Here is a 20628-nt window from a genome sequence, read left to right as displayed (position 1 = left end):
GACACTCATGGAATGCCTGCTGTAATGCCGTTAGTCGTCAAGCTGCAATACACCGTGATCCAGTGAATCTGAGTAAGCGAGTAGTCCTTTATATTCGGGGATAACCTCACCATCATCAGCTTCGAACTCAGGGATTGTCCCGGTAGTGATAGTGTATTGTGGCTGGCCATCTTCTTTCGCGAATGCTGCCAGGTCTTCAATCTGCGTAGCTGTAAGAACTACTGTCATGCGCATACCTCAGTTGTTAAAAAGCCCCGCAATTGCGAGGCCTGGGGTTATTTGTATCGCGACCGACTACCTGTGAATGATAAAAAGCGATTTACACTTTGGGCAAAGTAATACCTGTTGCTGACGTACTTTCGTGGTCGACTGAGTAGATTTATGTCCACATATCGGACACGTGACAGTCATATTGGCTACAAGCCCAACACGCTGCATTGCGTAATCGAAGAATGACATGATGGCTGACCTTTTAATGAATGGGGCTTATTATACCATGCATAGCTCAATTATTAATCAATCATCATCGCATGCTTGATGCCATTTAGCTTTGTCGCAGGCACTCAGTGAATGCCTGCTGTAATGCTATTGCCGTTCCTGTTCGATCCGGCGTATTCCTGCCAGTTGGTTATTCGCTTTTTCAATAGCAGCCAGCAACGGCTTAATCCATAGAACAGCCTGGCAATATGTCAGGGTGCTGGCGGTAGTGGCGTTATCACTGGCTGCGTCAGCGCTCCCGGAATCGGTGTGCATTGCCCCGGTACGTAAACGGTTCGCGTAGTCGAGCAACCCACCAGCGACATCAGCAGGAACAGGCAGGTCACAAGTTTTTTCACGTCGAAGAATCTCCCGGTATTCGATGACAGTCTTTTCGGTACCTGCATCGATCAACGAATTAAGGCGGCTGGCATTCTCAGCCACCTGATTGAAGCGGTTGAAGTTGAAAGCCTGCACCGCGATAACCCGTCCCTGTAGCGCGTTATCATGCTCCAGAACTCGCTTATCGCTTTGCGCTGTGCTCAGGTCAGCCTGGCTGTGTGCCAGCAGAACACCGAGAATAGCGACAGCGCCAACGACAATAACCACCGCGATAATTACCAGCCACCAGCGCCATGACGTTTTCAGTGATGCGAGTAGAGCTTCAATCATGATTCTTTCACCGAACTGGTGCCATTCATCAACGGTAACATGCGGCTATCCCTCGGCTCGTTAACCGGCCAACGATAACCCGTCACGCGGGAACGTGAGAATGCACGAATATTGATAGCGTCGGACTGATTACCACCGAGGACCATCAGGTCACCATTCTGGTGCTGCCCGACCACAAATCCGACATGGCCGCCGCCGTCGCGACTGAATACCACCACACATCCATAGGCTGGCTCGCGAAGTTCGACGCCCCAGTTGAGATAGGATTTTGCAGACTCGAAACGGGTGGATTTGATTCCGACGCGCTCAAGCATCGACCCGACGTAAGCGGCACACCAGGGCGTTTCATCATCTTTAATTCCACCTCGTTTAATGTCCTTCCAGAACTGGAGGATTAACGGATTGTGTCGCGGGCCTTTAATTTCCATCTGCCCCATGTATTTACGGGCTTCCACCAGCCAGCGCGGTTCATTGCTGATTGTCATCGTTCACCCCTGCCCTTTTTCTGAGTGCGCTGATAGCGATCTCGCGCAGTTTGTCCACGCCAACGAATCCAATCACACCGCCAACAAACGGTGATATCGATACCGGGAGTCCGACCACATCAAGCGCACTGGTGATACATAAAGAAAGAGCGCCACAAAGGACGCCCTCAAGCCATTTATTCTTACGGGTGGCACCGCCATATATCAGGCGACCGTAGGCAATGAGGCCAGCAAACAACGCCCCCGATATCTGGGGCCAGGAGTTTTTCAGGCCGTTCAGTACCTCTGCCCAGAAGTCAGGAGTTTTTTCGTTCATTTTCATAGTCTCTCACCTCCGATAGTTCGGATGGCGCTGTGTGTTTGAAAAGGGTCAGGCTTCACGGGCTGGATTTATCAACAAAGCACGTAGCGGATGATTCCCGTGAGCCTGAAATAAAAAAGCCCCAGCGGGTGCCGGGGCGAGTTATAGATAAGTGCATGCTCTAGCAGCAAATCACTGTATTTGATATCGTTAAATCGCCAAAAATAACCCTATCAAACATGGAGAATTATATGAGTGAATCAAACAAACCATCTGGAGAAAATAAGCCTCAACCCGCACCACAGCCTAAACCGGCTCCACAGCCAGCCGAAAGAAATCTGAGGACAGGTTATACCTTTGTTGCCGACTCTGCTGAAAACATCAGAAAAAAAGGTAAGTAAGTACTGAGATAACAAGTGCACAAACAGGGGTGAGGATTGTAGCGATCCTTACCCTTTCTAGTTCTCGGCCTATTCTGGCATTCTCTTTTTTACTCATTTCAGCCATTCTGGTTAAATCCGCAAGCCGGTAGCGCCGCAAGACGTTCAATGTTGAACGCTTTGCTGAAAATCCTTTCGACTCAAAACCAGTGTAATCATCTTCAGTAAACCCTTTATAGCCATCATGGTAAAGCGCAAAGGGTGTCGATGACACGAGAGCTCGTGACCTTACAACGAGGACGCAGCGAACAAGATAAGCCGCACACATTGCCCAGTAGACTAAAAAAACAGACATTCCAGCGGTGAGGTAATCAAAACCTGTGCGTTGCGTTAATAACAAAAATGACGAGCCCACGCCAGCAATGAGTATACTCAATAACTTCTGGCCATTTTCTTTGTTTAGTGCGTTGGACTGGTGAATTTCGCGTATACAATCCTCGCCCTGCTTCTCCAGAAAAGCAACGAGTTCGTCGTCCGCATCCAAAAAGTAATCATCGGGTAGATTATTCATTCCCCAACCTCACATCCTGTAATGCATCAATTTTACCTGAATGTCTCGAACCTTGGTATTGCTGTCTCCAGAAACGCAAAAAGCCCCACGGTGTTATCCGCAGGGCTTGAAACGAAGGCATTAACCCATCGTTGGGACAAAACTAACACAGATTCGGGAAAAGTAAATAGCCCAAGACAAAATCATAGGCTATCGCTATAGGCGTTACCGCGTTATCTGCTTAAGCTGTTTTTCGGCCCAGGCCTCTTCGATATCAAATTTCGTGATCAGCAGGTCGTAGAATGGCTTAACAGACTTTTTCCAGGTGTCCAGGCTAATGGCGTCAGTAATCTGGCATACAGCAGCATAGGCTTCAGTCGACGGAAGTCGTTCATACCCACGCCCTCCGCAGCGCTTACAGTCAGCCAGAACAGGAACGCCCTGTTTCTCAGTAAGAGCCTGGTTCACTGCCTTGCCGCGCCCATGGCAATCACTGCACGAAGCACTAACCACACCAGAGCCATTACACTTTTTGCATAGCACTTTGATGGATTCTTTGACCTTCACCATCCCGGACACGGTCATTTTCCCTTCTGGCTTACGGAATTTATTGGTAAACACGTCAGCCTCAATGAAGCCCTGACCGTCACAACAATCGCACTGCTTCACACTGGCTGCGCTGCGGGAATAATCCTCAAATGCGAAGGTGGCCAACTGGTGCATCACCTGAGGCTTAACCCCGAAATCCAACTTACGCAGCGCGGCAACCTTGTCACATTTGGTCATCGCGTACTCAGCCAGCAGTCCGATAGCCCGATCCCGGTCGTTATTGCTTATGCCCATCTTGCCGAGGAAAGCACTGTACCCCATAGCAGCGCGTTCCTGAGTCATGCCTATTGCCGCCATGATGTCGGTACCGGTCAGTGAATCGGAGGCGGTAGCGCGCGGAGAATCGCTAATCAGCGTGGATTTTGCGAAGTGGTATTTCACTGTGTTTTCAAGGTTCATAGCGCTTCTCCAGCATAAGTTTTCACGTAATTCTTCAGTATTCGGTAGTCCGACAGCACAGAGCCGGGAAAGTGATATAAGCGCAATCGTTGCCAACGAACGCGGAGGTGATCGGCAAAATAGGTTTCAAATGTCACGCTGCCTCCCTTGCTTTGACGAGTTGTCGCCTCAGCGCGCTGTAATGCTTTCTGATGGCTTCGAGTTCTTCGATGGTGTATCGGTGCGGGGTGTTATTGTTTTCGAGCGCCTCAACGCGTTCAGCTCCAATTTTCTCTATAAGGCCAAGGCGGTACTGCTGCTGATTGCCCGACAGCTGAACGTTACAGTGGTGGCACTGTTTACGGATATTGTCTTCGTGATAGCGGAGATGTGACGCTTTCCCACGTGAGCGGTAATGCCCGGCTTCCCACTGGACGGTGTCGAACGTCCCACAACTGATGCATGGCAAATCATGGTCACGCTCGCGAATATAGTCATTGACTACACGCTGCGTTAAATCTTCCCAGTGCTTCAGCGGCTTAACCGCAGCTTTACGCTGGCGCCAGGCGGCTCGCTCTTTCTTCTCAGTAGCGCGCTGTTTGGCGGACTCTTTGCGCTTAGCGTCTTCACGGGCTTTTCTGGTCTGCTCTTTGCCGACAGCGCTGGCGCACTCATAACCGCAGACAGTCTGCGTATCACGCACCGGGTGAAACCACTGGCGGCATTCTTTGTTGGCGCACTTACGGCGCGGTAGCTTAGCCATGCTCAACCCCACGCCCTGTTTTGCCAGACCTTACTCGGGCGCGGCGCTTTCTCGCTTTCCGGCAACTGCACGCTGACAGTCCAGGTGATGTTGTCGCGATTAAGGCTGCGTTCTACCGTGGCGCCACGACGGCGGTAACTGGCCACCAGCTCGTCGGCCTGCTCGGTTGTGCATTCGTGATGGTGGAAAAAGGAGTATTTCATCGCTGATACTCCGGTACTTTGAAAAATTCGCCATGCAAAACTTCAGCCTCAGAACGATAGGCTTTTGCAGCCTCTTCCTCTGAAGAAAAAGAACCAATTCGCTTGTTCTTTTTAAGTTCCTTCAGCCATATGCATGCAACCCATTTTTGGCGTTGGGTATCAAAGATAACGCCCTTGAAGCGACTAACCGTTCCTTTCCTATTACCTCTGTTCTGCGCATTTTGAGATTTCGTTGCAGCACGCAGATTGCTGAAAGCGTTGTTTGAAGGGTTATTATCAACATGGTCAATTTCATTTTCAGGCCAACTACCTGTCATGTATAACCATGCCAAGCGATGCGCAGAGTAAACCCTCTTGGACACACTTATTTTGATGTAGCCAGAAGGAACTTTAGAGCCAGCGACACGACCAATCCGAGCTCGCTGCCCCACACTCCTAGCCCATGTGAAAACACCAGTTTCAGGGTTGTAGTGAAGCAACTCTTTCAGTTGCCCTACGGTTAGTTGCTTTTCATTTTTTTTCATCGTCATCACCCCGCAAAGCTCATGAGCTGCGATGCGGCGTTTTCCGCTTCTCGCTGAGTCTTGAATGCCCGGGACAATACCCAGCGCCACAGAACATCGAGCGCGGCTTTGTACAGTTGCTGGAACTCGGTTTCGTCCATGTTAGCGAAGGCAATACTGCGGGGATGTTTGCGAAGTGTTCCGTCAGGAAGCTGAATAGCGTCATAGTGACCAGACTCGACGATCACCCAGGCGCGATAAGCATCATAGGATTTGCAGATGCTGATGCTACCGGCGCGCTTATCGGCGATGCGGTCCAGATACTGCTCGGCAGCATCCAGGAGTGCTGCTTCGCTTCCCGCGAATGAGGCAAGGAATTTAGCGTACCCGGTTACCAGCTTGCGTTCGTTGGAGGAGATCGCCCCGCCAGTAGGTTCCCAGTATTCAAACCCGAGATTCAGGAGCGCAAAGAAACGGCGATGGAAAGCGGGATTCCTCACCTGACGAAATTCGGCTACCAGTACGGCACCGAGTTTGATTTTTGATTGCAGAATATCGCTGGTCTCGGGAGTGGCCGGGATCAGGATTCCTGAAGATTGCTTGATGAGTTGTAGTTCGTGCGCCATGGTTTCTCTCCGTGGCGCAGTAGGTTACGGTTGTTCAGACCGTTGATTTCATATTATCAGAAGGTGGGATTACCCGGTAGCCGAGACGGTGAATAAACTGCATAAAACCATTAGGAGTAAAGACCTCTTCATCATCCAGCAAAGGCCGCATAGAAACCATGCCATTGACGCGATAAATTAGATGCCTGCCCGATGAAGGAAAGCTAAACACCACGCAGCCGTCAGACCTTCTTACAATGTCATACCAGTTGTCTTCTGACGTTTGCAAAGCTGAATCACTCACATTTATGTTCTCCCTTCGAGCGACTAACAGACGCGATTAAAGATTGTCGGCAGCAGCATCAGAGGGTTACGCAAATTGCGGTATTCTGAAAAATGCGCGCCAGCCTTAAGCGCAATTCTAATAAAACCAGTCGTCAGCGCTTTCCCAGGTATCCTGGAGGATTGATTCAATTTTCTTTTTATCGTCCTTGTCGCCACCAAAAACACTTAACCCATCGGACCCGGCACGGCGGATTGTGAGCCTGCAATTGTCATAGTGATCATTCAGGCGCTTAAGCAGTTCTTTCTCCAGTGCTGGTACTGCGCCTTTAGGAAGTTCTTTCATGCGATCAATGGTTAATTCAACTTTCATAATGGCCTCCATTGCATGTACTGTGTTTTTATACAGTATACCTATGCACGGAAATGATCAACGTTTTAAGAGCACAAATTGTTAATTTTCTGTCAGTAGTAAAAAAAGAAAACCCGCCGTAGCGGGTTGAATTAGCAATGTTTTATTAAGCCGCTATTTGTTTCTGCTGACAAAGCTCCGGCAAATTAGCACGCACCAGCGCCTCAGCGAGCGCTGGAGGCACAGCGTTACCACAGCCCGCTACCAGAAAGAAAAAACCCGCCGTAGCGGGTTTAATTTTGATGGTGAGTGCTATTTATTGATAACTATTTCTGGCAAACCTTCTTGGACTTGCTGATAGAGCCATCATTACAAACAAATTTTTCACCCGAACAATGCGATATTCCGCCTTTCTTACCTGAGCATGGCTTGTTTGCTGCCGTTGCTGTCAGTGAAAAAAGTGACACCAATAAAACAACAAGAACTTTCTTCATATCCCTATTCCCATCAGTAAAAGTAAGTGAATCGTAGCAGGGATCGATGAAGCGAAAAAGAAAACCCGCCGTAGCGGGTTATATTGTCGATATGGGAATTCACATATCGCTTGTATGGCAGGTTATATCAATCACCAGCATCTGCGAGTTTTTGCATAGCCCCTGCGTAACGGGACATGCCGATTTCCAATGCTAACCTCACGTCCTGCTGAGGTGCTGCTGCGAGCATAGCCCTGTATGTCGGGTTAATGGCATCATGTTCGTTCATTGCTGCCCATCCTGCTTTATTCATAGCCTCCGTTGGCTCTTTTGGAACCAACTGCCAACCATCCGGAGTTACCGGAGAGTTGCCAGCCTGGAGAATAGATTTCAGCGCTGCCCTTGGCATTGCCGACCAGGCAAGAAATACGTCTGGCCTGTCGACATCTTCTGTCGGGAGAGTGTTTTCGATTTCGCCCAGCGCATCACTTAGCTTCTGAAATGCGTCGTCTGGAACAACGTGGCACTCTTCGCCATCAACATCTTGCTGACAGCTATCATCTGCGAGTTCGAATGCGGCCCCGCAAATATTGAGCAGCATTTCAATAACGCGACGGTGTTCTGCTGTTACGCAATTCTCCGGCACTACCTGCGCTGGCGGGGCAGTGTAGAGCGGTATCACTTTGACGCCATCCCAAGCCAAATCCCTTGCTCGCTCCTCATCATTGGTAACATGCCATTGATTTAGGTGGAACCATCGCCACGCCACAGGCTCAGCACCAAACGCTGCAATAGCCCCATCAATCACCTTCACAGCATCAGCCATTGCGTAGCCGAGATTACCGCCGTCACTTTGTGCTGCTGCCTTGCTGAGTATTTCGCTTATCTGGTGCAGGCGATCGAGTGATACAGGACCGTGCGCCGGGTGGTTAGTTGTCATGATGCATGCTCCTGATTACGGTTAGAGCGACATACCAGAGCCCAAAAATTCATATCGCAAATCAGTGCTACGCGCATTTCCGCCGTAAAGCGACATCCGAGTTTATTTGACTTGCCGACTGACCGCCGACGCTTGCGCATTATCTTGCGCACGTGCGCCGAATTCACTTCAACCTGACGATGCCTTGAGGCATAAACACCCTTAGCTGGTATCTTCCGAGCTTGTTTCTGGTACGCGGTTAACAGGTCATGTACGTCTGTAAATTTGCTCATCTCTCACTCCCCCTTCACGCCAATGCCAGCGGCGGTGGCAGATTCTTCATGTGCGCGCTTAGCGGCGTTCAGTATTGCTGCCAGTGGCGTATAGCCGCCATCCATTCGGATTGTGTTGTGGATTGCCGCCATTGCGTCGCGCAATTTGCTATGGCTCGCAGACAGTTCTGCTATGCGCTTCTCTGCGGCTTCCAGTTCATCCAGCAGCGCCAGAACGGTGGACGGGTTAGCGGCAGCGATGAATGCCGAATCAACTTTAAGGCAGTGTTGGGCAACCGCTTTTGCACCAACTTTTACTTCATATCCTCTCGCGCCTTTGTGTGGCTTATACGACTCCCATTTACCCCATGAAGCTATGTTTGCGGCATTGGCCGCTTCACGCAACGCCTGTTTGTTGAGTGCTGTCATTGGGGTCTCCATCCTTCGCATGAGTAGTCGCGGCAACCTTCAAAATCATATGGGTTGTACTGCCAACTGATTTTTCCGCAGTGCGGGCAATTCCAGAGAACCTTTCCGCTTCGCGCCTTTTTCCTGCGGTTTTGTTTTTTCAACCATTCAGGCATAACCAGCCCTGCCGCCTGTACCATGGTGCGGCGATTAAATTCATTGATGCTGAATGTGCGGCGCTTAGCCTTGTCAGCCAAGGCAAAAGGAATCCAGACAATTCCAGGCTCCGCTGTGTTAGCGGAAACAAAAATGAATGCCTTACTGAAGTCATCTGTTGGAAGTCCGCCATGTTGCAGCCAGTACACATCGTTGCCGTTCCAGCTTCCTTTTTTGTAGGCCACGTAGGCCTCGCATCCGGGCTCAATAACACTTTCAGCAGGAATGTACTGGCAGTCGACATGCCAGGTAGCCAAGGAATCAACGCTGTCTGCGCAAACTGGCTGATCAATCTCTCTGCCTAAATCCCAGCTGTGTTGTGCCTCTTCGCGGGTATACACGTGAGCGCGGTCGATGTTTGAGCTATATCCGTTGCCGTTATGGCAATGGAATGACGCGTTGCTCCCAACGGTTTCGCGTGTGCACAGCATGTAGAATCGGTTGCTCATTGCGCGGCTCCTTTGCGAAGGCATTCTGCGTAATACAACGCCTGACCAGCCGCGAATTGGCATTCGTTTTGGCCTGAGCAACCAGGGGAAATCTCATAATATTTTTTGGCTTGCTCATCCTGAGCTTTGGCAAATTCGTCGAGTGTGCAGGCCCGCACTTCAGCCAGGAAAGCGTCGGTGGCTGGGGTTTTCTTCATGACGTAAACGGTATCCTCTCCAGCCTCATGCCCGCAGATATATCCGTGCAGTACTGGCTGGTAGATTTCACGTCCGAACAAACCAAGACGCTCACCAAGTTTCTGAATATCATCGCCATCCATAGAGCCCCCATCAGCAGCTGCGCGGAAGCAGGTTTTGATGAACTCCTGTTTAACCCCATTCTCAGCAGCCAGCTCCCTGCACTTGCTCTCGGCGTTAGCGAGCTGTACTGCCGTGGATGCTTCTGATGCTTGCCATGCCCACCATGCAACCTGCATATCCCAGGCCATGTACTCGCCATCAGAGTTTTTGCATACCCGGTAATCAATCAAGTCGCCGAAACGAGCCTTAATGGCTTGCTCAAATTTTTCTCTGCTGCTCATGCTGATACCCTCCCGTAAAACGCCAGAACCCGCTGCATAGCCGGACTTGTGCGGCAAACTGATGTGACCATGTTTTTGCTCATGTTCGATTTGAGCTGCTTAATGTTCAACTCCCCGCCGGGCTGAAGTGAATAGACCGGGCGATGTGGTTCGCCAGTGCGGATTACTACCGCTTTGCGTGTCAGGTGAAGCAGCAGGTTGTGTGCTTTCTTGCAGTCGCATCCCAGCAAGTTCTGAACCTGACGCGGGGTTATGGTCTGGTTAACCCGAAGGAAATCGACAATTGCCCATAGTGATTTGCTTGCCATAGTGATTTGCCCTCCAAGTTATTTAACGATCCGGAGATGGCTAACGTTCTTGCGATAGCTGCCCCAGTCAAAGTTCACCCACATTCCGCCATCCATCTGGAGACGGTCGATAACCCGCGCGCCCAACGCTCCGAGAAGTTCTTCGTGGTTCAGGTTCGTCAGGATCCCCACCGGACGCATCGACGACAGGCGACGGTCGATAACCTGATTCAGAATGACTTTCTCGCCGTTGCTTCCGCGCTGAATACCGACTTCATCCAGTACCAGCAGATCGACTTTGCAGAGGTCATCCAGAAGTGAAGCCTCTGACTGGCCACCGTCGTAGCACTCGCGAACACGCAGCATCAGGTCAGGGATTGTCACCACCAGCACTGATTGTCCACCGGACAGGAGATGATTTCCGATCGCTGCCGCCAGATGGTTTTTCCCGGTACCAGGACCGCCACTGAACACGAAGCTCGCAAAGCCAGCCCCAAAGTTCTGCGCGTAGCTTTTCGCCATGGTGTAGGCCTTTCGCTGTTGCTCTCCGGATACTTCGTAGTTGGCGAACGTGCAGCTGCGGTGCAGGCTTTGAATTCCTGAGCGGCCGAAGATTTTCTCTGTGCGCGCTTTCTGATTCAGCTTGTCCAACTCTTCGCAATGTTTCAGGCCTTCTTCCCGCTGCCACGCCAGCAGCTCTGCTGCGCTGGTGAACTTCGGCTGAACGCCTGGCGGAATGAGTTTCTTCAGGCGCTCAAGAGCGCTGCCAGAATTAACAATGTTTTTCACCGTTACCCCCTAAACCCGGTCGGGATGGTTTTATCTGGCTCAGAAATTCGGTTGGGATCTCGCTGTCCAACATGGACGGTCCTTTGGCCGTGACCACGCGATTGCAACAGACTGTTGGCAAAGGTCTGCTCCCAAGCCAACTGGTGTTTAACCTTGCCGTCAGGTATCCAGTAATCACGGAATTGCTGAAGTTCTTCAGCGGTGTAACCCGGCTCAGTGCCGACGTTCTTACCCCAGAGCGCAGCCTGACGCACGAAGTCTGGAGACGGGGTCCATGAGTCAGTGATCGGAAATTTACCCAATGGGCCAAAATCCAGACCGGGCCCAAAATCCTCGTTCTGAGGTTTGGGAGGGATAGCTGGCAGAGGTGGGTGATTTCCAGAAATATCATCCCCAGAATGACTTCCGCCCGCGCGTTCTCTCTCTGGGTTTAGATCTTCTCTTCTCTTCTCTTCTCTGTGGTTACGCGTTACGTTATTAGTAACGTTACTCGTTACGTTACTTTCCTGGAGTTTTTTCCGTTCACGAAACTCCTTCTGGCGCTGCGCATTTGTCTTGGCCGTAGCTGAGCGCATATCACCTGACGTATTGTATTCATTGAAGTTTGGAAGAATGACGCAGTTATTCTCCGCATCATAAATGGCCCAGCCTACGGTTGATAATGCAGCCCCAAAACCGGGTACTCCGACAATATCATCGATATCAGACAGGTCTGCATTTTCAAATACACCGTTACGCGAGTGTTCATTTGCCGCAGACCAAAACGTTACTAGTAACGACACCGTAACGTTACGGGTTACGTTACGCGTTACAACGTCTGATAACGTGGTGTTATGCGAAAGTGTGAACATTTTTCCCACCTCCGGTGAACGCTCCAGTATTCGCGCAATTCCGTTCACCTTCGGGCTGGTGACCAGTGATGTACGCATCTTTATCCAGTCTCCGGCCATTAAGTCCTCCTGAAGAATAATTAAGGGAAGATTTATCCAGTCGCGGTCCGACACGCTGGCAAAACAATTTGTTGTTAGGCATACTTACCCCGCAATGATTTCGCAATGAATTGCACCAGAAAGCCGTTGGTGTTCGCGCACCGCGGCTTTCGCCATTTTTGAACCGGTCATATAGCCCCCAGCATCATCTGCACCATCTCCATCAGCGGCCCGGTTAACCCAGGGTCAACGCGGTACATTTCCACGATCCCCTCGCTCAACTCTTTCAGCTTCTGATGACGTGGAGCATCCATCGCGACGGCTATCTTCGCTTCGCTGGTTTCTTTCTCCAGCCGCGCCAGACGGGCCATAACGTTGTCTTCTGGTAGCAGGCGGTTGCGGAACTCAATCGGCAGAACCGCGAGGATTGCCGGAGTCAGCTGGAGGACGTTCTCGCGGTATCTTTCACTGTTGAAATGGTTATCCAGAAAGCGGAAAAGCTTCTGACGCTGTCGGCTGAGGTCATCAGGGAAAGTGATCTCGTCTCCCCCTTGCGCCTGGTACTCTTCGACGATCAGAGCAGAAACGACATCCTGACCATCTACACCCGCCCACGCACGAACGGCATCGCGGATCTGGTCATGTTTATCTACCGAGACAGGTTGATTGCGATTTATCATCGCAGCCGGTTGATATCCGCTATTTTGATGAAGTGACAGTGACTGCATGGTTATGCCCCCGCTTCCTGAGCTGGTAACCCATCCGTAGGGTTGAGGTACAAATCAGGGCGTAACTCATGTGGAGTTACACCTGTAGCATTGAAAATAGGAATGACACGGTTAGCCGGTACGAATCCATTGTCACGGTGACGCCAGTGACTGACCGTCATTGGGGATACATTGAGCTTTTCTGCTAAACGGGTTGCACCCCCTACGATGCATATTGCTTTATCAAGTGCTTTCATATTTGGCTCCAAGTAATAACGAACCAAATTAAACATTATGTTTATGTTCAAGTCAACATTATGAATGTTGAGGCGATAAACTTTTAGTTTAGAATCTTGATATATGAGAAAAAACACACACCAAACAGATAACCCGCAGGTTCGGCGGTTAAATGAAATCATCGAGAAGAAGCGCATATCCAAAGCGGATATAGCGAGAATCTGTGGTGTGAGCGCACAATCAGTCAACAACTGGTTTGTCAGAGGAGCGATAGGAAAAAGCTCAGCAATAAAACTTGCCGATGCGCTAGGCGTAAGTCTTGAGTGGGTTCTAGGTCAGGACGTGGATGCTAAGGACGGTTTGAGACACGACGAACGGAGACTGTTGGAACTCTATAATCAACTCCCAAACGAAGAAGAACAACAGAACATGTTGCGGATCGTATCTCTACGATTGAAAGAACTCGATGAACTGTACGCCAAGTATATGGGGCGGCGGATTAAGGGTGATTCTGAGTAAGTAGCATCTGATGAAAATGGCGAGGGACATTATTGAAAACTGGCCTGTTTTTAATTTCCATCGCTGTTCTTTGCTTTACCTTCATTTTCATCTGGATCATGCTCATTGGTCCTGTGAATGGGCATGAAAAGACTTACTTTAAGGACTCAACAACTTTTGCGGTCATCGTTATGGCAGTGCTATTGATAGCATTCGTAGTGGTTACAGTAATGGTGTTATTGTGAAGCGGAAAAGTAAGTTTTGTGAGTTTTATCGCTAACAACCAGAAGAAGAGCAACAAAATATGTACCGCATCTATGTGCTTTTCCTGAAGTCCTAGATGTTTTTTTATTCTAAGCACATGAATCTTGGAAATAAAGGTGAGCTTCGTCTGTCAACAATCGCAGCCGCTACCATAGTGGGGTAGCTAAGTTGCTAACAACGATTTTGGATTATCTGTGTACGATGATGGTGGCTCGCGTGCATTTTGTGAGTTAATATATATGTTAACTATGGATTAGTAGATGGTTCAACATACATTTAAAGGTAACTGCTTCACAGTAACTCATTGTAATGGGGCTCTTAAAACGCTATCTGATGTCATCCGGAGCGTGACTCCAGCCAAAAAGCAAAAAACTATGGTAGTCAATCTTAGACTACAAATAGAGCGATTAGCCTCTGGTAAGAGGACTCCCGACCTAAGTGTTAGAAAGGAGGGGGTTTTACCTTCTTACAATGGAAAACCCAGCAAAAATTTTTGGGCTATAAAGAAGATACCCATCAGAGGTTATTACTGGGAGTCAGAAAGAGTATTCATGACTTATTTCATAAGTCATTACATCTACAAGGATTTTGATGACCTAAGTGATTCTGATACCCAGAAGGTCCGTAACAACTGGGAACGAATCGAGAGAGGATTAGATGACTGTTGACAACAATTCTGCAGGCGAAGTTTTCGAACTTCCCTATGTCAGTGAAAGGGAGATGGCTTCCGAACGATTGGTGTTCAACACCACGGAGGATCTCCTACTAGCCATGCAAGATGCAGGCATCACCAAAGGTGAGCTTGCCAGGAAACTTGGTAAATCACCTTCCCATGTTTCGCAGCTGCTTGATGGAACCAGAAACATGACCCTGAGAACATTATCCGACATATCATACGCACTGGGTGCTGAAGCAAGGGTCTCTGTTTTCAGAAATGGGGTTGATGTCTCACATCACATCATTCCACCATTAAGGCAATATGAGACTAGTGAACCCGAACTGAAAGATACTAGTGAAACAAAAATTGTGCGCTTTGTGATAGGAAGTAAGTTTGGCTCTAGCAACGACAACAATGATGTGGGTATTTTATGTTATCAGAGATAAGGCTCATTGAGGTCAGCACTAGCAACATACATTTCAAGCATACCCCTTTGAAAAGTGGTACTAATAGGGGCAATTTTGAAGCTGAGATCGGTGAGATTACTGTCGAAGCCGGTAAAAAATTAAAATCCGATGAAGCACTAAGTATAATTGAGATAACTGCTTCCCCAAAGGTTGTAGGTCTCAGCACGACCAGTGATGGGGCAATCCATGAAACGTTTAACCTGCAATTTGGTTTACGTTTAGTATTCACTTATCCAGACAGTATCGATTTAACACCAGAATTACTTGATGAAAACCGATGGTTCTTTGAATATAATGTAAAAATATTCTTTAAAACACAATGTGAACAAATACTTAAGCCAACAACTATCAAGAATATTGAGCTACCATTTGGGTAGAATCGACCCGGCCACCGCGCCGGGTTTCTTTTGCCTACCCTTTTCGCACTTCCTCAGCTGCAAACCTGAACACCTGTCGCCAAAAATCGTTCTGCTCAATATCCCCCAGCGACTCAAGCATTGAAATGATCGCCTCAGTAGTTGGCGCGTCTCCATGTGATATCAGATTCAGCGTCGCTCTACCTACCGCCTGACATACATCGTTGTAACCCACGTAGAACTTTTCCATAGCCCGCCCTCATCGATGTTTTTATAACCACAAAATAGACCACAAAACATACTACTCGTGCCAACGAACGCAACCTACTAAACTTTTTGTTTATACAAAAGCACTCATTATGTTGACACGCAAATAAACATTGTGTTTAATTACTCCATCAACACAACCACCAAAGCAGGACGCCCACGAAGTAGCCGTCCGGGGCATACGAAAACCGGAATGAGGTGGTGATATTAACGCGCAGTAGGTTTGAAACGTTCCGCCAGCCTGGCGACAAGGGCAAACGAGGGGATTGAGATGAAAGGTAATACGAAAAAAACAGGTGGGGTGGCAGTGTCCGTGAGTTTAGACACCACCGATATTGATTTTCAAATATCTGAATTGCAGAACTTATTAAATTCAGCGCTTGAAGGCGTTCCTGAGGATCTCATCCGCTCGCTTCTTAGCAATCTTCCTGCTGTGCTCGATGACATCATCCTGAGTAATAACCTTTCCGCATGCGGCGCACGATTCGAGATTATCCATCGTGCACGGCTCGGCGCTAAATATGAACGATTTACTGCCGCAATCAGGGCAGGTGAATTTAACCTCGAAAGTCTCTGACATTTCACTTCCTTATTTTGACTGTGGAATGACCAAATTATCAGTTTCCTTCGACTGTGGAAAGCAAGGAACCCTGAAGCCTAACAGGGATAACAAACAGGCACATAAGAGTGGGTTTCGCGGTGGTGAACTGCAGAGTTAAAACGCTCAACTGTGAAGATCAGCATCACGGCACCACCAGCGAAGTTCACTCAGTAATAGTGGAGAACATCATGGTTCATCAGCACTACGGTACACAGACAGTAAACCGCGGCGCAGTTCAGCCGGGAATGCTCGTCAAACACAAAGACTCAACCTGGACGGCATCAGCTAACGCTCGCGGACGTTTGTATCTGCATCGCGGCGTAGAAATGACCTACACCAAGGATTTGCTGGTTGAAGTTTATCTGAACGGTCTGGGGCATGGACTCAGCCACTAGCGGAGGATGTCATGTTAGACAAGAAATGCGGATATTGCGGCAAGCCGGTTAAACCGGAAGAAGTAATCAAAAGCACCCTTCTCTATCGCAACGGCTCACAGCTGGCGCGTAAAGAGAAAGAGTATTGCTCCAGACGTTGCGCTTCGCACGACCAGATGGCTCACGAAGGCTAACGTAAAACCCGCGCAAGGCGGGATCTACGTCCGGTGCCACCGACCAAAGTTACACCGGAAACAACATTAAAACCAAAGTTAACCCAATGGGCGCTATCAATGGTCCGGGGATTCTAACACCCAAAAATGAGGATCTCACATGGAATTCTTTAATGTGGTTAAAGCCACTCAGAAATCCGGAAAGCAAGATGCAGTGGTCTGGTTCACTGCAAAAACTGAGGCTCGCGCCAACCTAATGCTGGATGTCGCACTGGAAGATGCAGGCATCGAAACAGGTCGTGGCAAGGACTACGCCAAACCGATTCGCACTGATTTCCCGGTTGTTGATGACCTTCCGGAAGAAGGTGAAGTTGATTTCACTTGGTGTGATCGTTACGAACTGGCCGAAGACCAGCGCACCTGGAATGTTAAGCAACAGGCTGAAGATGAGTCTGTCGACGACGCCGATACTGAAGACAGCACCGCAGAAGAATCTCAGCAGTCAGAGCAGCCGAACCTGATCGTCGTTGCCACCCTGCCATTCCGTCAGCGTGTACTGGCTCAGTTCATCGGTGATGGTGAATATCTCTATCACATCGACGCTGGGCAGAAAAACGAGATTGTCCGCCTTGAGATGGACACTGATGACACGTACATCCAGAACCTGTTGCTGGCTGCAGAGAATGTGGAAGCATTCAAAAAAGCCATTGAGCACGATATTCATAAGGTCGTGAATGCCGTTAAGAAAGTCTTCCCTGTCGACGGTAAAAAACCGGAGCTGGCAACAGTTATCCAGTTCCTGACGGTGTGGTTCAAAACTGAATACATCGATCGCGGCCTGCTGGTCAAGGAATGGCAGAAAGGCAATCGTGTAACAACCATTAATCGCACACCTTCAGGTGCGAGCGCCGGCGGCGGCATTGTCTCTGACCGTAAATTCCCGCAAACCATTCTCGGTCTGGAGCATGAGATTGCTCTGGCTTTACGTGCACGTGACCGCGAATTTGATATTTACAACGTCCCTCTGGATATAGAACTGCAGGCAAACTCCATCATGAATAAGATGGACGATCCCGAATGGCTGGCGACTCGAGAGAGATTCGTTTCAATTCCTGGTGGCCTGGACTACTCACGTGCCTGCATCATCGCAACAGTAAAAACCACACCAGAGGGGCTTTATGCTGATCCTGTAAAACACCAAGAATATTTGAATAGAGTACTTACGGAAACCGACCACGCCAACCCTGATCCATTGCTCGTTGATATAGCCTGCGGTCGTTCGTCTATGCCTGTACCTATGAAACAGGAAAAAGTAACGGCCGAAGAGGTAAACAAAATTCTTGCAGCTTCCCGCGGCGAATATGTCGAGGGGATTAGTGACCCTACAGACCCGAAATGGATCACAGAAGACCTCGCATTCACCGCCCAACAAATAGATGACCGTTCACCACTTAATGAGGAAACCACCAGCGATGTGCAGATGGAAGAAACTATCAGTGATGAAGAACAGGCTGGTGATGAAGTGCTGTCAGGCGAAAGCAGTCTGGAAACTGGTGAAGAGTCACATACCGGCCAGCAAGCCGATGTAAACCAGAATACGGATTCTGTCGCCCAAAATAGCGATTCTGTAAACCAAACCGAACCAGTTGCTACGCAAACCGAGCCAGAAGCGCAATCTGACGAACCGGCTGTTGTGTACCCTGCTTACTTTGAGCCAGGCCGCTATGAAGGATTGCCGAACGAGGTTTATCACGCAGCGAACGGTATCAGCTCAACCCAGGTGAAAGACGCACGTGTGTCCCTGATGTACTTCAATGCCCGCCACGTAGAAAAGACCATCGTCAAAGAGCGCTCTCCGGTGCTGGACATGGGCAACCTGGTGCATGCGCTGGCGCTGCAACCAGAACAACTGGACGCCGAATTCAGCGTTGAACCTGTAATCCCGGAAGGTGCGTTCACCACGACGGCAACGATCCGCGCTTTTATCGATGAGCACAACGCCAGCCTGCCGGCGCTGCTGTCTGCCGACGACATCAAAGCGCTGCTGGAAGAATACAACGCCACCCTGCCGCCGCAGGTGCCGCTCGGCGCTTCGCTTGAAGAAACCGGACAGAGTTACATGGCGCTGCCCGCGGAGTTCCAGCGAATTGAAGATGGCCAGAAACAAACCGCAGCGGCGATGAAAGCCTGCATCAAGGAATACAACGCCACTCTGCCCGCACAGGTGAAAACCAGCGGTAGCCGTGATGCGTTACTCGAGCAACTGGCAATCATCAATCCCAACCTGGTGGCGCAGGAAGCTCAGAAGCCGCAACCGCTGAAAGTGTCCGGTACCAAATCGGATCTGATTCAGGTCGTTAAGTCTGTTAATCCAGACGCCGTCTTTGCCGACGAACTGCTGGATGCGTGGCGCGAGAATCCGCAAGGGAAAGTGCTGGTCACCCGTCAGCAATTGAGCACCGCGCTGGCTATTCAGTCGGCATTACTGGCACACCCAACCGCCGGGATGCTGCTTCAGCATCCGAGTCGCGCTGTTGAGGTGAGCTACTTTGGCTTTGACGACGAAACCGGTCTGGAAGTCCGCGTTCGTCCAGATCTTGAGATCGACCTGGACGGCGTGCGCATCGGCGCCGACCTGAAAACCATCAGCATGTGGAACATTAAACAGGAAGGTTTGCGCGCCAAACTGCACCGGGAAATCATCGACCGTGACTACCACCTGAGCGCCGCCATGTATTGCGAGACCGCGGCACTGGACCAGTTCTTCTGGATTTTCGTCAACAAAGACGAGAACTACCACTGGATCGCCATCATCGAGGCATCCGCTGAACTGCTGGAGCTGGGCATGCTCGAGTACCGCAAGGCGATGCGCGCTATCGCTACCGGCTTTGACACTGGCGAATGGCCAGCGCCGATAACCGCTGATTACACCGACGAACTGAACGACTTCGACCTGCGCCGCCTTGAAGCGCTGCGTACTCAGGCATAAGGGGAACGATGATGGAAAACATGAATATCGTAACTGCAGAGCAACAGGCTCCGAACACTATTTCCGCCAGCAACGCCATTTTTAATGTTCAAGCATTAACGCAGCTTCAGTCTGTGGCGGGATTGATGGCACAGGCTGCCGTTACGGTTCCCGAGCATCTTCGCGGGAATCCTGCCGACTGCATGGCAATCATCATGCAGGCCATGCAATGGGGCATGAACCCTTACGCAGTGGCGCAGAAAACGCACCTGGTCAACGGCGTGTTGGGTTACGAAGCGCAACTGGTTAACGCGGTGATTTCGAGCTCAAACGCAATCGTGGGCCGCTTCCACTATGAGTACGATGGCGACTGGTCAAAATGCGCCAGCAGCCGTGAAGAGATAGTCAAGAAGCCTGCAAAAGGCGGTGGGACGTACGACAAGAAAGAAATGGTACGGGGCTGGAACAGCGCCGATGAGCAAGGTTTGTCGGTTCGTGTGGGCGCCGTCATTCGCGGCGAAAGTGAGATTACCTGGGGCGAACCGGTATTCCTCTCCAGCGTGATTACACGTAACTCTCCACTGTGGATTTCGAACCCGAAACAGCAGATCGCATATCTGGCCCTTAAATACTGGGCGAGGCTGTACTGCCCTGCGGTCGTTCTCGGCGTGTATACCCCGGATGAAGTCGAGCAGCGCACAGAAAAGGAGATTAACCCGGCGCCGCAACGCGTTAGCCTGGCGGATATCTCAGGTGACACCGTCACAACCACACAGAGCGCACAGGAATCATCGGTAAATATCGGCTCACTGGCCGATGATTTCCGCGAACGCATCGATGCTGCACAGGATGTTGATAGCGCCAAAGCGCTGCGTGCTGATATCGAAAGCGCGAAGGTCACGCTCGGTTCTGCCCTGTTCACCGAACTGAAGAACAAAGCGGTGAAGCGCTACTACCTGGTTGATTCACGTAACAAGGTTGAAGCCGCGATCAACTCTCTGCCGTCTCCGGACGAACCGGGCGCAGCAGAACGATTCGCCGAAGTTGAGCGAGTGCTGGCAACCAATAAGCGTCACATGGGCGACGAGCTGCACGATCAGTTCAGCATCACCCTGGCTGATATGAAACCGGAATACGTGGGCTAAGGGAGGCGGGAGGGTTCGCCCTCCCGGTAA

34 protein-coding genes and 1 pseudogene are annotated in these 20628 nt (G+C 50.1%); 9 read left to right on the top strand and 26 right to left on the bottom strand.

Going from position 1 to position 20628, the window contains the following annotated elements; all coding sequences use genetic code 11:
* Positions 1 to 30: 30 nt before the first annotated feature.
* The 5 genes from GPJ68_RS10135 to GPJ68_RS10120 form a co-directional block, all read right to left on the bottom strand.
* Positions 31 to 228, bottom strand: coding sequence for a hypothetical protein (locus tag GPJ68_RS10135; RefSeq protein WP_072667363.1), 198 nt, complete (start codon positions 226 to 228; stop codon positions 31 to 33).
* A gap of 66 nt (positions 229 to 294) precedes the next feature.
* Positions 295 to 459, bottom strand: coding sequence for a YnfU family zinc-binding protein (locus tag GPJ68_RS24970; protein ID WP_215532526.1), 165 nt, complete (start codon positions 457 to 459; stop codon positions 295 to 297).
* 126 nt (positions 460 to 585) lie between these two features.
* Entirely contained in the window at positions 586 to 1149 is a 564-nt protein-coding gene (locus tag GPJ68_RS10130; protein ID WP_080398151.1) for a hypothetical protein, read from the bottom strand.
* On the bottom strand, positions 1146 to 1634 hold the full coding sequence (locus GPJ68_RS10125) for a TIGR02594 family protein (protein WP_048240885.1): 489 nt from the start codon (positions 1632 to 1634) through the stop codon (positions 1146 to 1148). Before GPJ68_RS10125 ends, GPJ68_RS10130 begins: the two co-directional genes overlap by 4 nt.
* Entirely contained in the window at positions 1618 to 1950 is a 333-nt protein-coding gene (locus GPJ68_RS10120) for a phage holin, lambda family (RefSeq protein ID WP_110498816.1), read from the bottom strand. The genes GPJ68_RS10125 and GPJ68_RS10120 overlap by 17 nt, the downstream gene beginning before the upstream one ends.
* A 236-nt stretch (positions 1951 to 2186) precedes the next feature.
* Here GPJ68_RS10120 and GPJ68_RS10115 point away from each other — a divergent pair, with 236 nt between their 5' ends.
* On the top strand, positions 2187 to 2336 hold the full coding sequence (locus GPJ68_RS10115) for a hypothetical protein (RefSeq protein ID WP_162842358.1): 150 nt from the start codon (positions 2187 to 2189) through the stop codon (positions 2334 to 2336).
* On the opposite strand, the gene GPJ68_RS10110 is transcribed toward GPJ68_RS10115, so the two are convergent.
* The 20 genes and pseudogenes from GPJ68_RS10110 to GPJ68_RS10025 form a co-directional block, all read right to left on the bottom strand.
* The gene (locus tag GPJ68_RS10110; RefSeq protein WP_016156697.1) at positions 2317 to 2886 is read right to left on the bottom strand and encodes a hypothetical protein; all 570 of its coding nucleotides are present in this window, start codon (positions 2884 to 2886) and stop codon (positions 2317 to 2319) included. The genes GPJ68_RS10115 and GPJ68_RS10110 overlap by 20 nt on opposite strands.
* Positions 2887 to 3090: 204 nt before the next feature.
* On the bottom strand, positions 3091 to 3873 hold the full coding sequence (locus tag GPJ68_RS10105; RefSeq protein WP_180837295.1) for an antitermination protein: 783 nt from the start codon (positions 3871 to 3873) through the stop codon (positions 3091 to 3093).
* Positions 3870 to 4010 carry a YlcG family protein gene (locus GPJ68_RS10100; protein WP_180837293.1) on the bottom strand — a complete coding sequence of 47 codons (141 nt, stop codon included), beginning with the start codon at positions 4008 to 4010 and terminating at the stop codon, positions 3870 to 3872. Before GPJ68_RS10100 ends, GPJ68_RS10105 begins: the two co-directional genes overlap by 4 nt.
* Positions 4007 to 4615 (bottom strand): recombination protein NinG, encoded by a 609-nt coding sequence (locus tag GPJ68_RS10095; protein WP_060683712.1) that lies wholly within the window; start codon positions 4613 to 4615, stop codon positions 4007 to 4009. Before GPJ68_RS10095 ends, GPJ68_RS10100 begins: the two co-directional genes overlap by 4 nt.
* Positions 4616 to 4617: 2 nt before the next feature.
* Positions 4618 to 4818 carry a hypothetical protein gene (locus tag GPJ68_RS10090; protein ID WP_180837291.1) on the bottom strand — a complete coding sequence of 67 codons (201 nt, stop codon included), beginning with the start codon at positions 4816 to 4818 and terminating at the stop codon, positions 4618 to 4620.
* Positions 4815 to 5342: an HNH endonuclease gene (locus GPJ68_RS10085; protein ID WP_180837288.1), complete on the bottom strand. Its 528-nt coding sequence runs from the start codon at positions 5340 to 5342 to the stop codon at positions 4815 to 4817. The genes GPJ68_RS10090 and GPJ68_RS10085 overlap by 4 nt, the downstream gene beginning before the upstream one ends.
* Before the next feature lie 5 nt (positions 5343 to 5347).
* Positions 5348 to 5947 (bottom strand): DUF1367 family protein, encoded by a 600-nt coding sequence (locus GPJ68_RS10080; RefSeq protein WP_064545070.1) that lies wholly within the window; start codon positions 5945 to 5947, stop codon positions 5348 to 5350.
* A gap of 34 nt (positions 5948 to 5981) precedes the next feature.
* Entirely contained in the window at positions 5982 to 6230 is a 249-nt protein-coding gene (locus GPJ68_RS10075) for a hypothetical protein (protein WP_097463818.1), read from the bottom strand.
* Positions 6231 to 6347: 117 nt separating this feature from the next.
* On the bottom strand, positions 6348 to 6581 hold the full coding sequence (locus GPJ68_RS10070; protein ID WP_016236996.1) for a DinI family protein: 234 nt from the start codon (positions 6579 to 6581) through the stop codon (positions 6348 to 6350).
* Between the two features lie 145 nt (positions 6582 to 6726).
* A pseudogene (locus GPJ68_RS25345) lies at positions 6727 to 6825 on the bottom strand (DNA methyltransferase); the annotation flags it as partial.
* Between the two features lie 61 nt (positions 6826 to 6886).
* On the bottom strand, positions 6887 to 7054 hold the full coding sequence (locus tag GPJ68_RS25130) for a hypothetical protein (protein WP_071524449.1): 168 nt from the start codon (positions 7052 to 7054) through the stop codon (positions 6887 to 6889).
* A 127-nt stretch (positions 7055 to 7181) separates the two neighbouring features.
* Positions 7182 to 7973 carry a hypothetical protein gene (locus tag GPJ68_RS10065; RefSeq protein ID WP_176350147.1) on the bottom strand — a complete coding sequence of 264 codons (792 nt, stop codon included), beginning with the start codon at positions 7971 to 7973 and terminating at the stop codon, positions 7182 to 7184.
* A gap of 275 nt (positions 7974 to 8248) precedes the next feature.
* Positions 8249 to 8653 (bottom strand): ead/Ea22-like family protein, encoded by a 405-nt coding sequence (locus GPJ68_RS10060; protein WP_126957843.1) that lies wholly within the window; start codon positions 8651 to 8653, stop codon positions 8249 to 8251.
* On the bottom strand, positions 8650 to 9297 hold the full coding sequence (locus GPJ68_RS10055; RefSeq protein WP_180837286.1) for a hypothetical protein: 648 nt from the start codon (positions 9295 to 9297) through the stop codon (positions 8650 to 8652). The genes GPJ68_RS10060 and GPJ68_RS10055 overlap by 4 nt, the downstream gene beginning before the upstream one ends.
* Positions 9294 to 9878, bottom strand: coding sequence for a hypothetical protein (locus GPJ68_RS10050; protein ID WP_180837438.1), 585 nt, complete (start codon positions 9876 to 9878; stop codon positions 9294 to 9296). Before GPJ68_RS10050 ends, GPJ68_RS10055 begins: the two co-directional genes overlap by 4 nt.
* Entirely contained in the window at positions 9875 to 10186 is a 312-nt protein-coding gene (locus GPJ68_RS10045; protein ID WP_180837284.1) for a hypothetical protein, read from the bottom strand. Before GPJ68_RS10045 ends, GPJ68_RS10050 begins: the two co-directional genes overlap by 4 nt.
* Positions 10187 to 10204: 18 nt before the next feature.
* On the bottom strand, positions 10205 to 10954 hold the full coding sequence (locus GPJ68_RS10040) for an ATP-binding protein (protein ID WP_180837282.1): 750 nt from the start codon (positions 10952 to 10954) through the stop codon (positions 10205 to 10207).
* 2 nt (positions 10955 to 10956) lie between these two features.
* Positions 10957 to 11904: a DnaT-like ssDNA-binding domain-containing protein gene (locus GPJ68_RS10035; protein ID WP_016156235.1), complete on the bottom strand. Its 948-nt coding sequence runs from the start codon at positions 11902 to 11904 to the stop codon at positions 10957 to 10959.
* 167 nt (positions 11905 to 12071) lie between these two features.
* Entirely contained in the window at positions 12072 to 12611 is a 540-nt protein-coding gene (locus GPJ68_RS10030; RefSeq protein WP_180837280.1) for a toxin YdaT domain-containing protein, read from the bottom strand.
* A 2-nt stretch (positions 12612 to 12613) separates the two neighbouring features.
* Positions 12614 to 12847 (bottom strand): YdaS family helix-turn-helix protein, encoded by a 234-nt coding sequence (locus GPJ68_RS10025; protein ID WP_032169934.1) that lies wholly within the window; start codon positions 12845 to 12847, stop codon positions 12614 to 12616.
* A 103-nt stretch (positions 12848 to 12950) separates the two neighbouring features.
* Here GPJ68_RS10025 and GPJ68_RS10020 point away from each other — a divergent pair, with 103 nt between their 5' ends.
* The 3 genes from GPJ68_RS10020 (at position 12951) to GPJ68_RS10010 (ending at position 15091) form a co-directional block, all read left to right on the top strand.
* Positions 12951 to 13346: a helix-turn-helix domain-containing protein gene (locus GPJ68_RS10020; RefSeq protein ID WP_109548066.1), complete on the top strand. Its 396-nt coding sequence runs from the start codon at positions 12951 to 12953 to the stop codon at positions 13344 to 13346.
* 900 nt (positions 13347 to 14246) lie between these two features.
* The gene (locus GPJ68_RS10015; protein WP_016066196.1) at positions 14247 to 14693 is read left to right on the top strand and encodes a helix-turn-helix transcriptional regulator; all 447 of its coding nucleotides are present in this window, start codon (positions 14247 to 14249) and stop codon (positions 14691 to 14693) included.
* A gap of 47 nt (positions 14694 to 14740) precedes the next feature.
* Positions 14741 to 15091 carry a hypothetical protein gene (locus GPJ68_RS10010; RefSeq protein ID WP_129694981.1) on the top strand — a complete coding sequence of 117 codons (351 nt, stop codon included), beginning with the start codon at positions 14741 to 14743 and terminating at the stop codon, positions 15089 to 15091.
* Between the two features lie 34 nt (positions 15092 to 15125).
* Here the strand turns inward: GPJ68_RS10010 and GPJ68_RS10005 are convergent, their stop codons facing one another.
* Positions 15126 to 15320 (bottom strand): hypothetical protein, encoded by a 195-nt coding sequence (locus GPJ68_RS10005; RefSeq protein ID WP_032238386.1) that lies wholly within the window; start codon positions 15318 to 15320, stop codon positions 15126 to 15128.
* A gap of 288 nt (positions 15321 to 15608) precedes the next feature.
* Between GPJ68_RS10005 and GPJ68_RS10000 the strand changes: the two genes are divergently transcribed.
* The 5 genes from GPJ68_RS10000 (at position 15609) to GPJ68_RS09980 (ending at position 20598) form a co-directional block, all read left to right on the top strand.
* Positions 15609 to 15914 carry a hypothetical protein gene (locus GPJ68_RS10000; RefSeq protein ID WP_180837278.1) on the top strand — a complete coding sequence of 102 codons (306 nt, stop codon included), beginning with the start codon at positions 15609 to 15611 and terminating at the stop codon, positions 15912 to 15914.
* 212 nt (positions 15915 to 16126) lie between these two features.
* Positions 16127 to 16333 carry a hypothetical protein gene (locus GPJ68_RS09995; RefSeq protein ID WP_001568763.1) on the top strand — a complete coding sequence of 69 codons (207 nt, stop codon included), beginning with the start codon at positions 16127 to 16129 and terminating at the stop codon, positions 16331 to 16333.
* Between the two features lie 11 nt (positions 16334 to 16344).
* Positions 16345 to 16506: a YdaE family protein gene (locus GPJ68_RS09990; RefSeq protein WP_061360104.1), complete on the top strand. Its 162-nt coding sequence runs from the start codon at positions 16345 to 16347 to the stop codon at positions 16504 to 16506.
* A gap of 139 nt (positions 16507 to 16645) precedes the next feature.
* Positions 16646 to 19474, top strand: a complete 2829-nt coding sequence (locus GPJ68_RS09985) for a RecE family exodeoxyribonuclease (protein WP_180837276.1) — start codon at positions 16646 to 16648, stop codon at positions 19472 to 19474.
* 11 nt (positions 19475 to 19485) lie between these two features.
* The gene (locus tag GPJ68_RS09980) at positions 19486 to 20598 is read left to right on the top strand and encodes a RecT family recombinase (protein WP_180837275.1); all 1113 of its coding nucleotides are present in this window, start codon (positions 19486 to 19488) and stop codon (positions 20596 to 20598) included.
* The last annotated feature ends 30 nt before the right edge of the window (positions 20599 to 20628 follow it).

The sequence above is a fragment of the Citrobacter sp. 172116965 genome (assembly GCF_013458095.1).
Lineage (GTDB): Bacteria > Pseudomonadota > Gammaproteobacteria > Enterobacterales > Enterobacteriaceae > Citrobacter > Citrobacter braakii.
The sequence above is the reverse complement of the archived record's forward strand: the minus strand, read 5'-3'. Positions and strand labels throughout refer to the sequence as shown.

Excerpts from the sequence above, each read along its gene's own strand:
- GPJ68_RS10090 (WP_180837291.1), bottom strand. The coding sequence starts at position 4,818 with ATGAAATACTCCTTTTTCCACCATCACGAATGCACAACCGAGCAGGCC.
- GPJ68_RS10080 (WP_064545070.1), bottom strand. The coding sequence starts at position 5,947 with ATGGCGCACGAACTACAACTCATCAAGCAATCTTCAGGAATCCTGATC.
- GPJ68_RS10060 (WP_126957843.1), bottom strand. The coding sequence starts at position 8,653 with ATGACAGCACTCAACAAACAGGCGTTGCGTGAAGCGGCCAATGCCGCA.
- GPJ68_RS10125 (WP_048240885.1), bottom strand. The coding sequence starts at position 1,634 with ATGACAATCAGCAATGAACCGCGCTGGCTGGTGGAAGCCCGTAAATAC.
- GPJ68_RS09985 (WP_180837276.1), top strand. The coding sequence starts at position 16,646 with ATGGAATTCTTTAATGTGGTTAAAGCCACTCAGAAATCCGGAAAGCAA.
- GPJ68_RS10070 (WP_016236996.1), bottom strand. The coding sequence starts at position 6,581 with ATGAAAGTTGAATTAACCATTGATCGCATGAAAGAACTTCCTAAAGGC.
- GPJ68_RS24970 (WP_215532526.1), bottom strand. The coding sequence starts at position 459 with ATGTCATTCTTCGATTACGCAATGCAGCGTGTTGGGCTTGTAGCCAAT.
- GPJ68_RS10020 (WP_109548066.1), top strand. The coding sequence starts at position 12,951 with ATGAGAAAAAACACACACCAAACAGATAACCCGCAGGTTCGGCGGTTA.
- GPJ68_RS10055 (WP_180837286.1), bottom strand. The coding sequence starts at position 9,297 with ATGAGCAACCGATTCTACATGCTGTGCACACGCGAAACCGTTGGGAGC.
- GPJ68_RS10130 (WP_080398151.1), bottom strand. The coding sequence starts at position 1,149 with ATGATTGAAGCTCTACTCGCATCACTGAAAACGTCATGGCGCTGGTGG.
- GPJ68_RS09980 (WP_180837275.1), top strand. The coding sequence starts at position 19,486 with ATGGAAAACATGAATATCGTAACTGCAGAGCAACAGGCTCCGAACACT.
- GPJ68_RS10005 (WP_032238386.1), bottom strand. The coding sequence starts at position 15,320 with ATGGAAAAGTTCTACGTGGGTTACAACGATGTATGTCAGGCGGTAGGT.
- GPJ68_RS10045 (WP_180837284.1), bottom strand. The coding sequence starts at position 10,186 with ATGGCAAGCAAATCACTATGGGCAATTGTCGATTTCCTTCGGGTTAAC.
- GPJ68_RS09990 (WP_061360104.1), top strand. The coding sequence starts at position 16,345 with ATGTTAGACAAGAAATGCGGATATTGCGGCAAGCCGGTTAAACCGGAA.
- GPJ68_RS10135 (WP_072667363.1), bottom strand. The coding sequence starts at position 228 with ATGACAGTAGTTCTTACAGCTACGCAGATTGAAGACCTGGCAGCATTC.
- GPJ68_RS10065 (WP_176350147.1), bottom strand. The coding sequence starts at position 7,973 with ATGACAACTAACCACCCGGCGCACGGTCCTGTATCACTCGATCGCCTG.
- GPJ68_RS10120 (WP_110498816.1), bottom strand. The coding sequence starts at position 1,950 with ATGAACGAAAAAACTCCTGACTTCTGGGCAGAGGTACTGAACGGCCTG.
- GPJ68_RS10095 (WP_060683712.1), bottom strand. The coding sequence starts at position 4,615 with ATGGCTAAGCTACCGCGCCGTAAGTGCGCCAACAAAGAATGCCGCCAG.
- GPJ68_RS10110 (WP_016156697.1), bottom strand. The coding sequence starts at position 2,886 with ATGAATAATCTACCCGATGATTACTTTTTGGATGCGGACGACGAACTC.
- GPJ68_RS09995 (WP_001568763.1), top strand. The coding sequence starts at position 16,127 with ATGGTTCATCAGCACTACGGTACACAGACAGTAAACCGCGGCGCAGTT.
- GPJ68_RS10105 (WP_180837295.1), bottom strand. The coding sequence starts at position 3,873 with ATGAACCTTGAAAACACAGTGAAATACCACTTCGCAAAATCCACGCTG.
- GPJ68_RS10000 (WP_180837278.1), top strand. The coding sequence starts at position 15,609 with ATGAAAGGTAATACGAAAAAAACAGGTGGGGTGGCAGTGTCCGTGAGT.
- GPJ68_RS10035 (WP_016156235.1), bottom strand. The coding sequence starts at position 11,904 with ATGGCCGGAGACTGGATAAAGATGCGTACATCACTGGTCACCAGCCCG.
- GPJ68_RS10115 (WP_162842358.1), top strand. The coding sequence starts at position 2,187 with ATGAGTGAATCAAACAAACCATCTGGAGAAAATAAGCCTCAACCCGCA.
- GPJ68_RS10085 (WP_180837288.1), bottom strand. The coding sequence starts at position 5,342 with ATGAAAAAAAATGAAAAGCAACTAACCGTAGGGCAACTGAAAGAGTTG.
- GPJ68_RS25130 (WP_071524449.1), bottom strand. The coding sequence starts at position 7,054 with ATGAAGAAAGTTCTTGTTGTTTTATTGGTGTCACTTTTTTCACTGACA.
- GPJ68_RS10030 (WP_180837280.1), bottom strand. The coding sequence starts at position 12,611 with ATGCAGTCACTGTCACTTCATCAAAATAGCGGATATCAACCGGCTGCG.
- GPJ68_RS10025 (WP_032169934.1), bottom strand. The coding sequence starts at position 12,847 with ATGAAAGCACTTGATAAAGCAATATGCATCGTAGGGGGTGCAACCCGT.
- GPJ68_RS10050 (WP_180837438.1), bottom strand. The coding sequence starts at position 9,878 with ATGAGCAGCAGAGAAAAATTTGAGCAAGCCATTAAGGCTCGTTTCGGC.
- GPJ68_RS10015 (WP_016066196.1), top strand. The coding sequence starts at position 14,247 with ATGACTGTTGACAACAATTCTGCAGGCGAAGTTTTCGAACTTCCCTAT.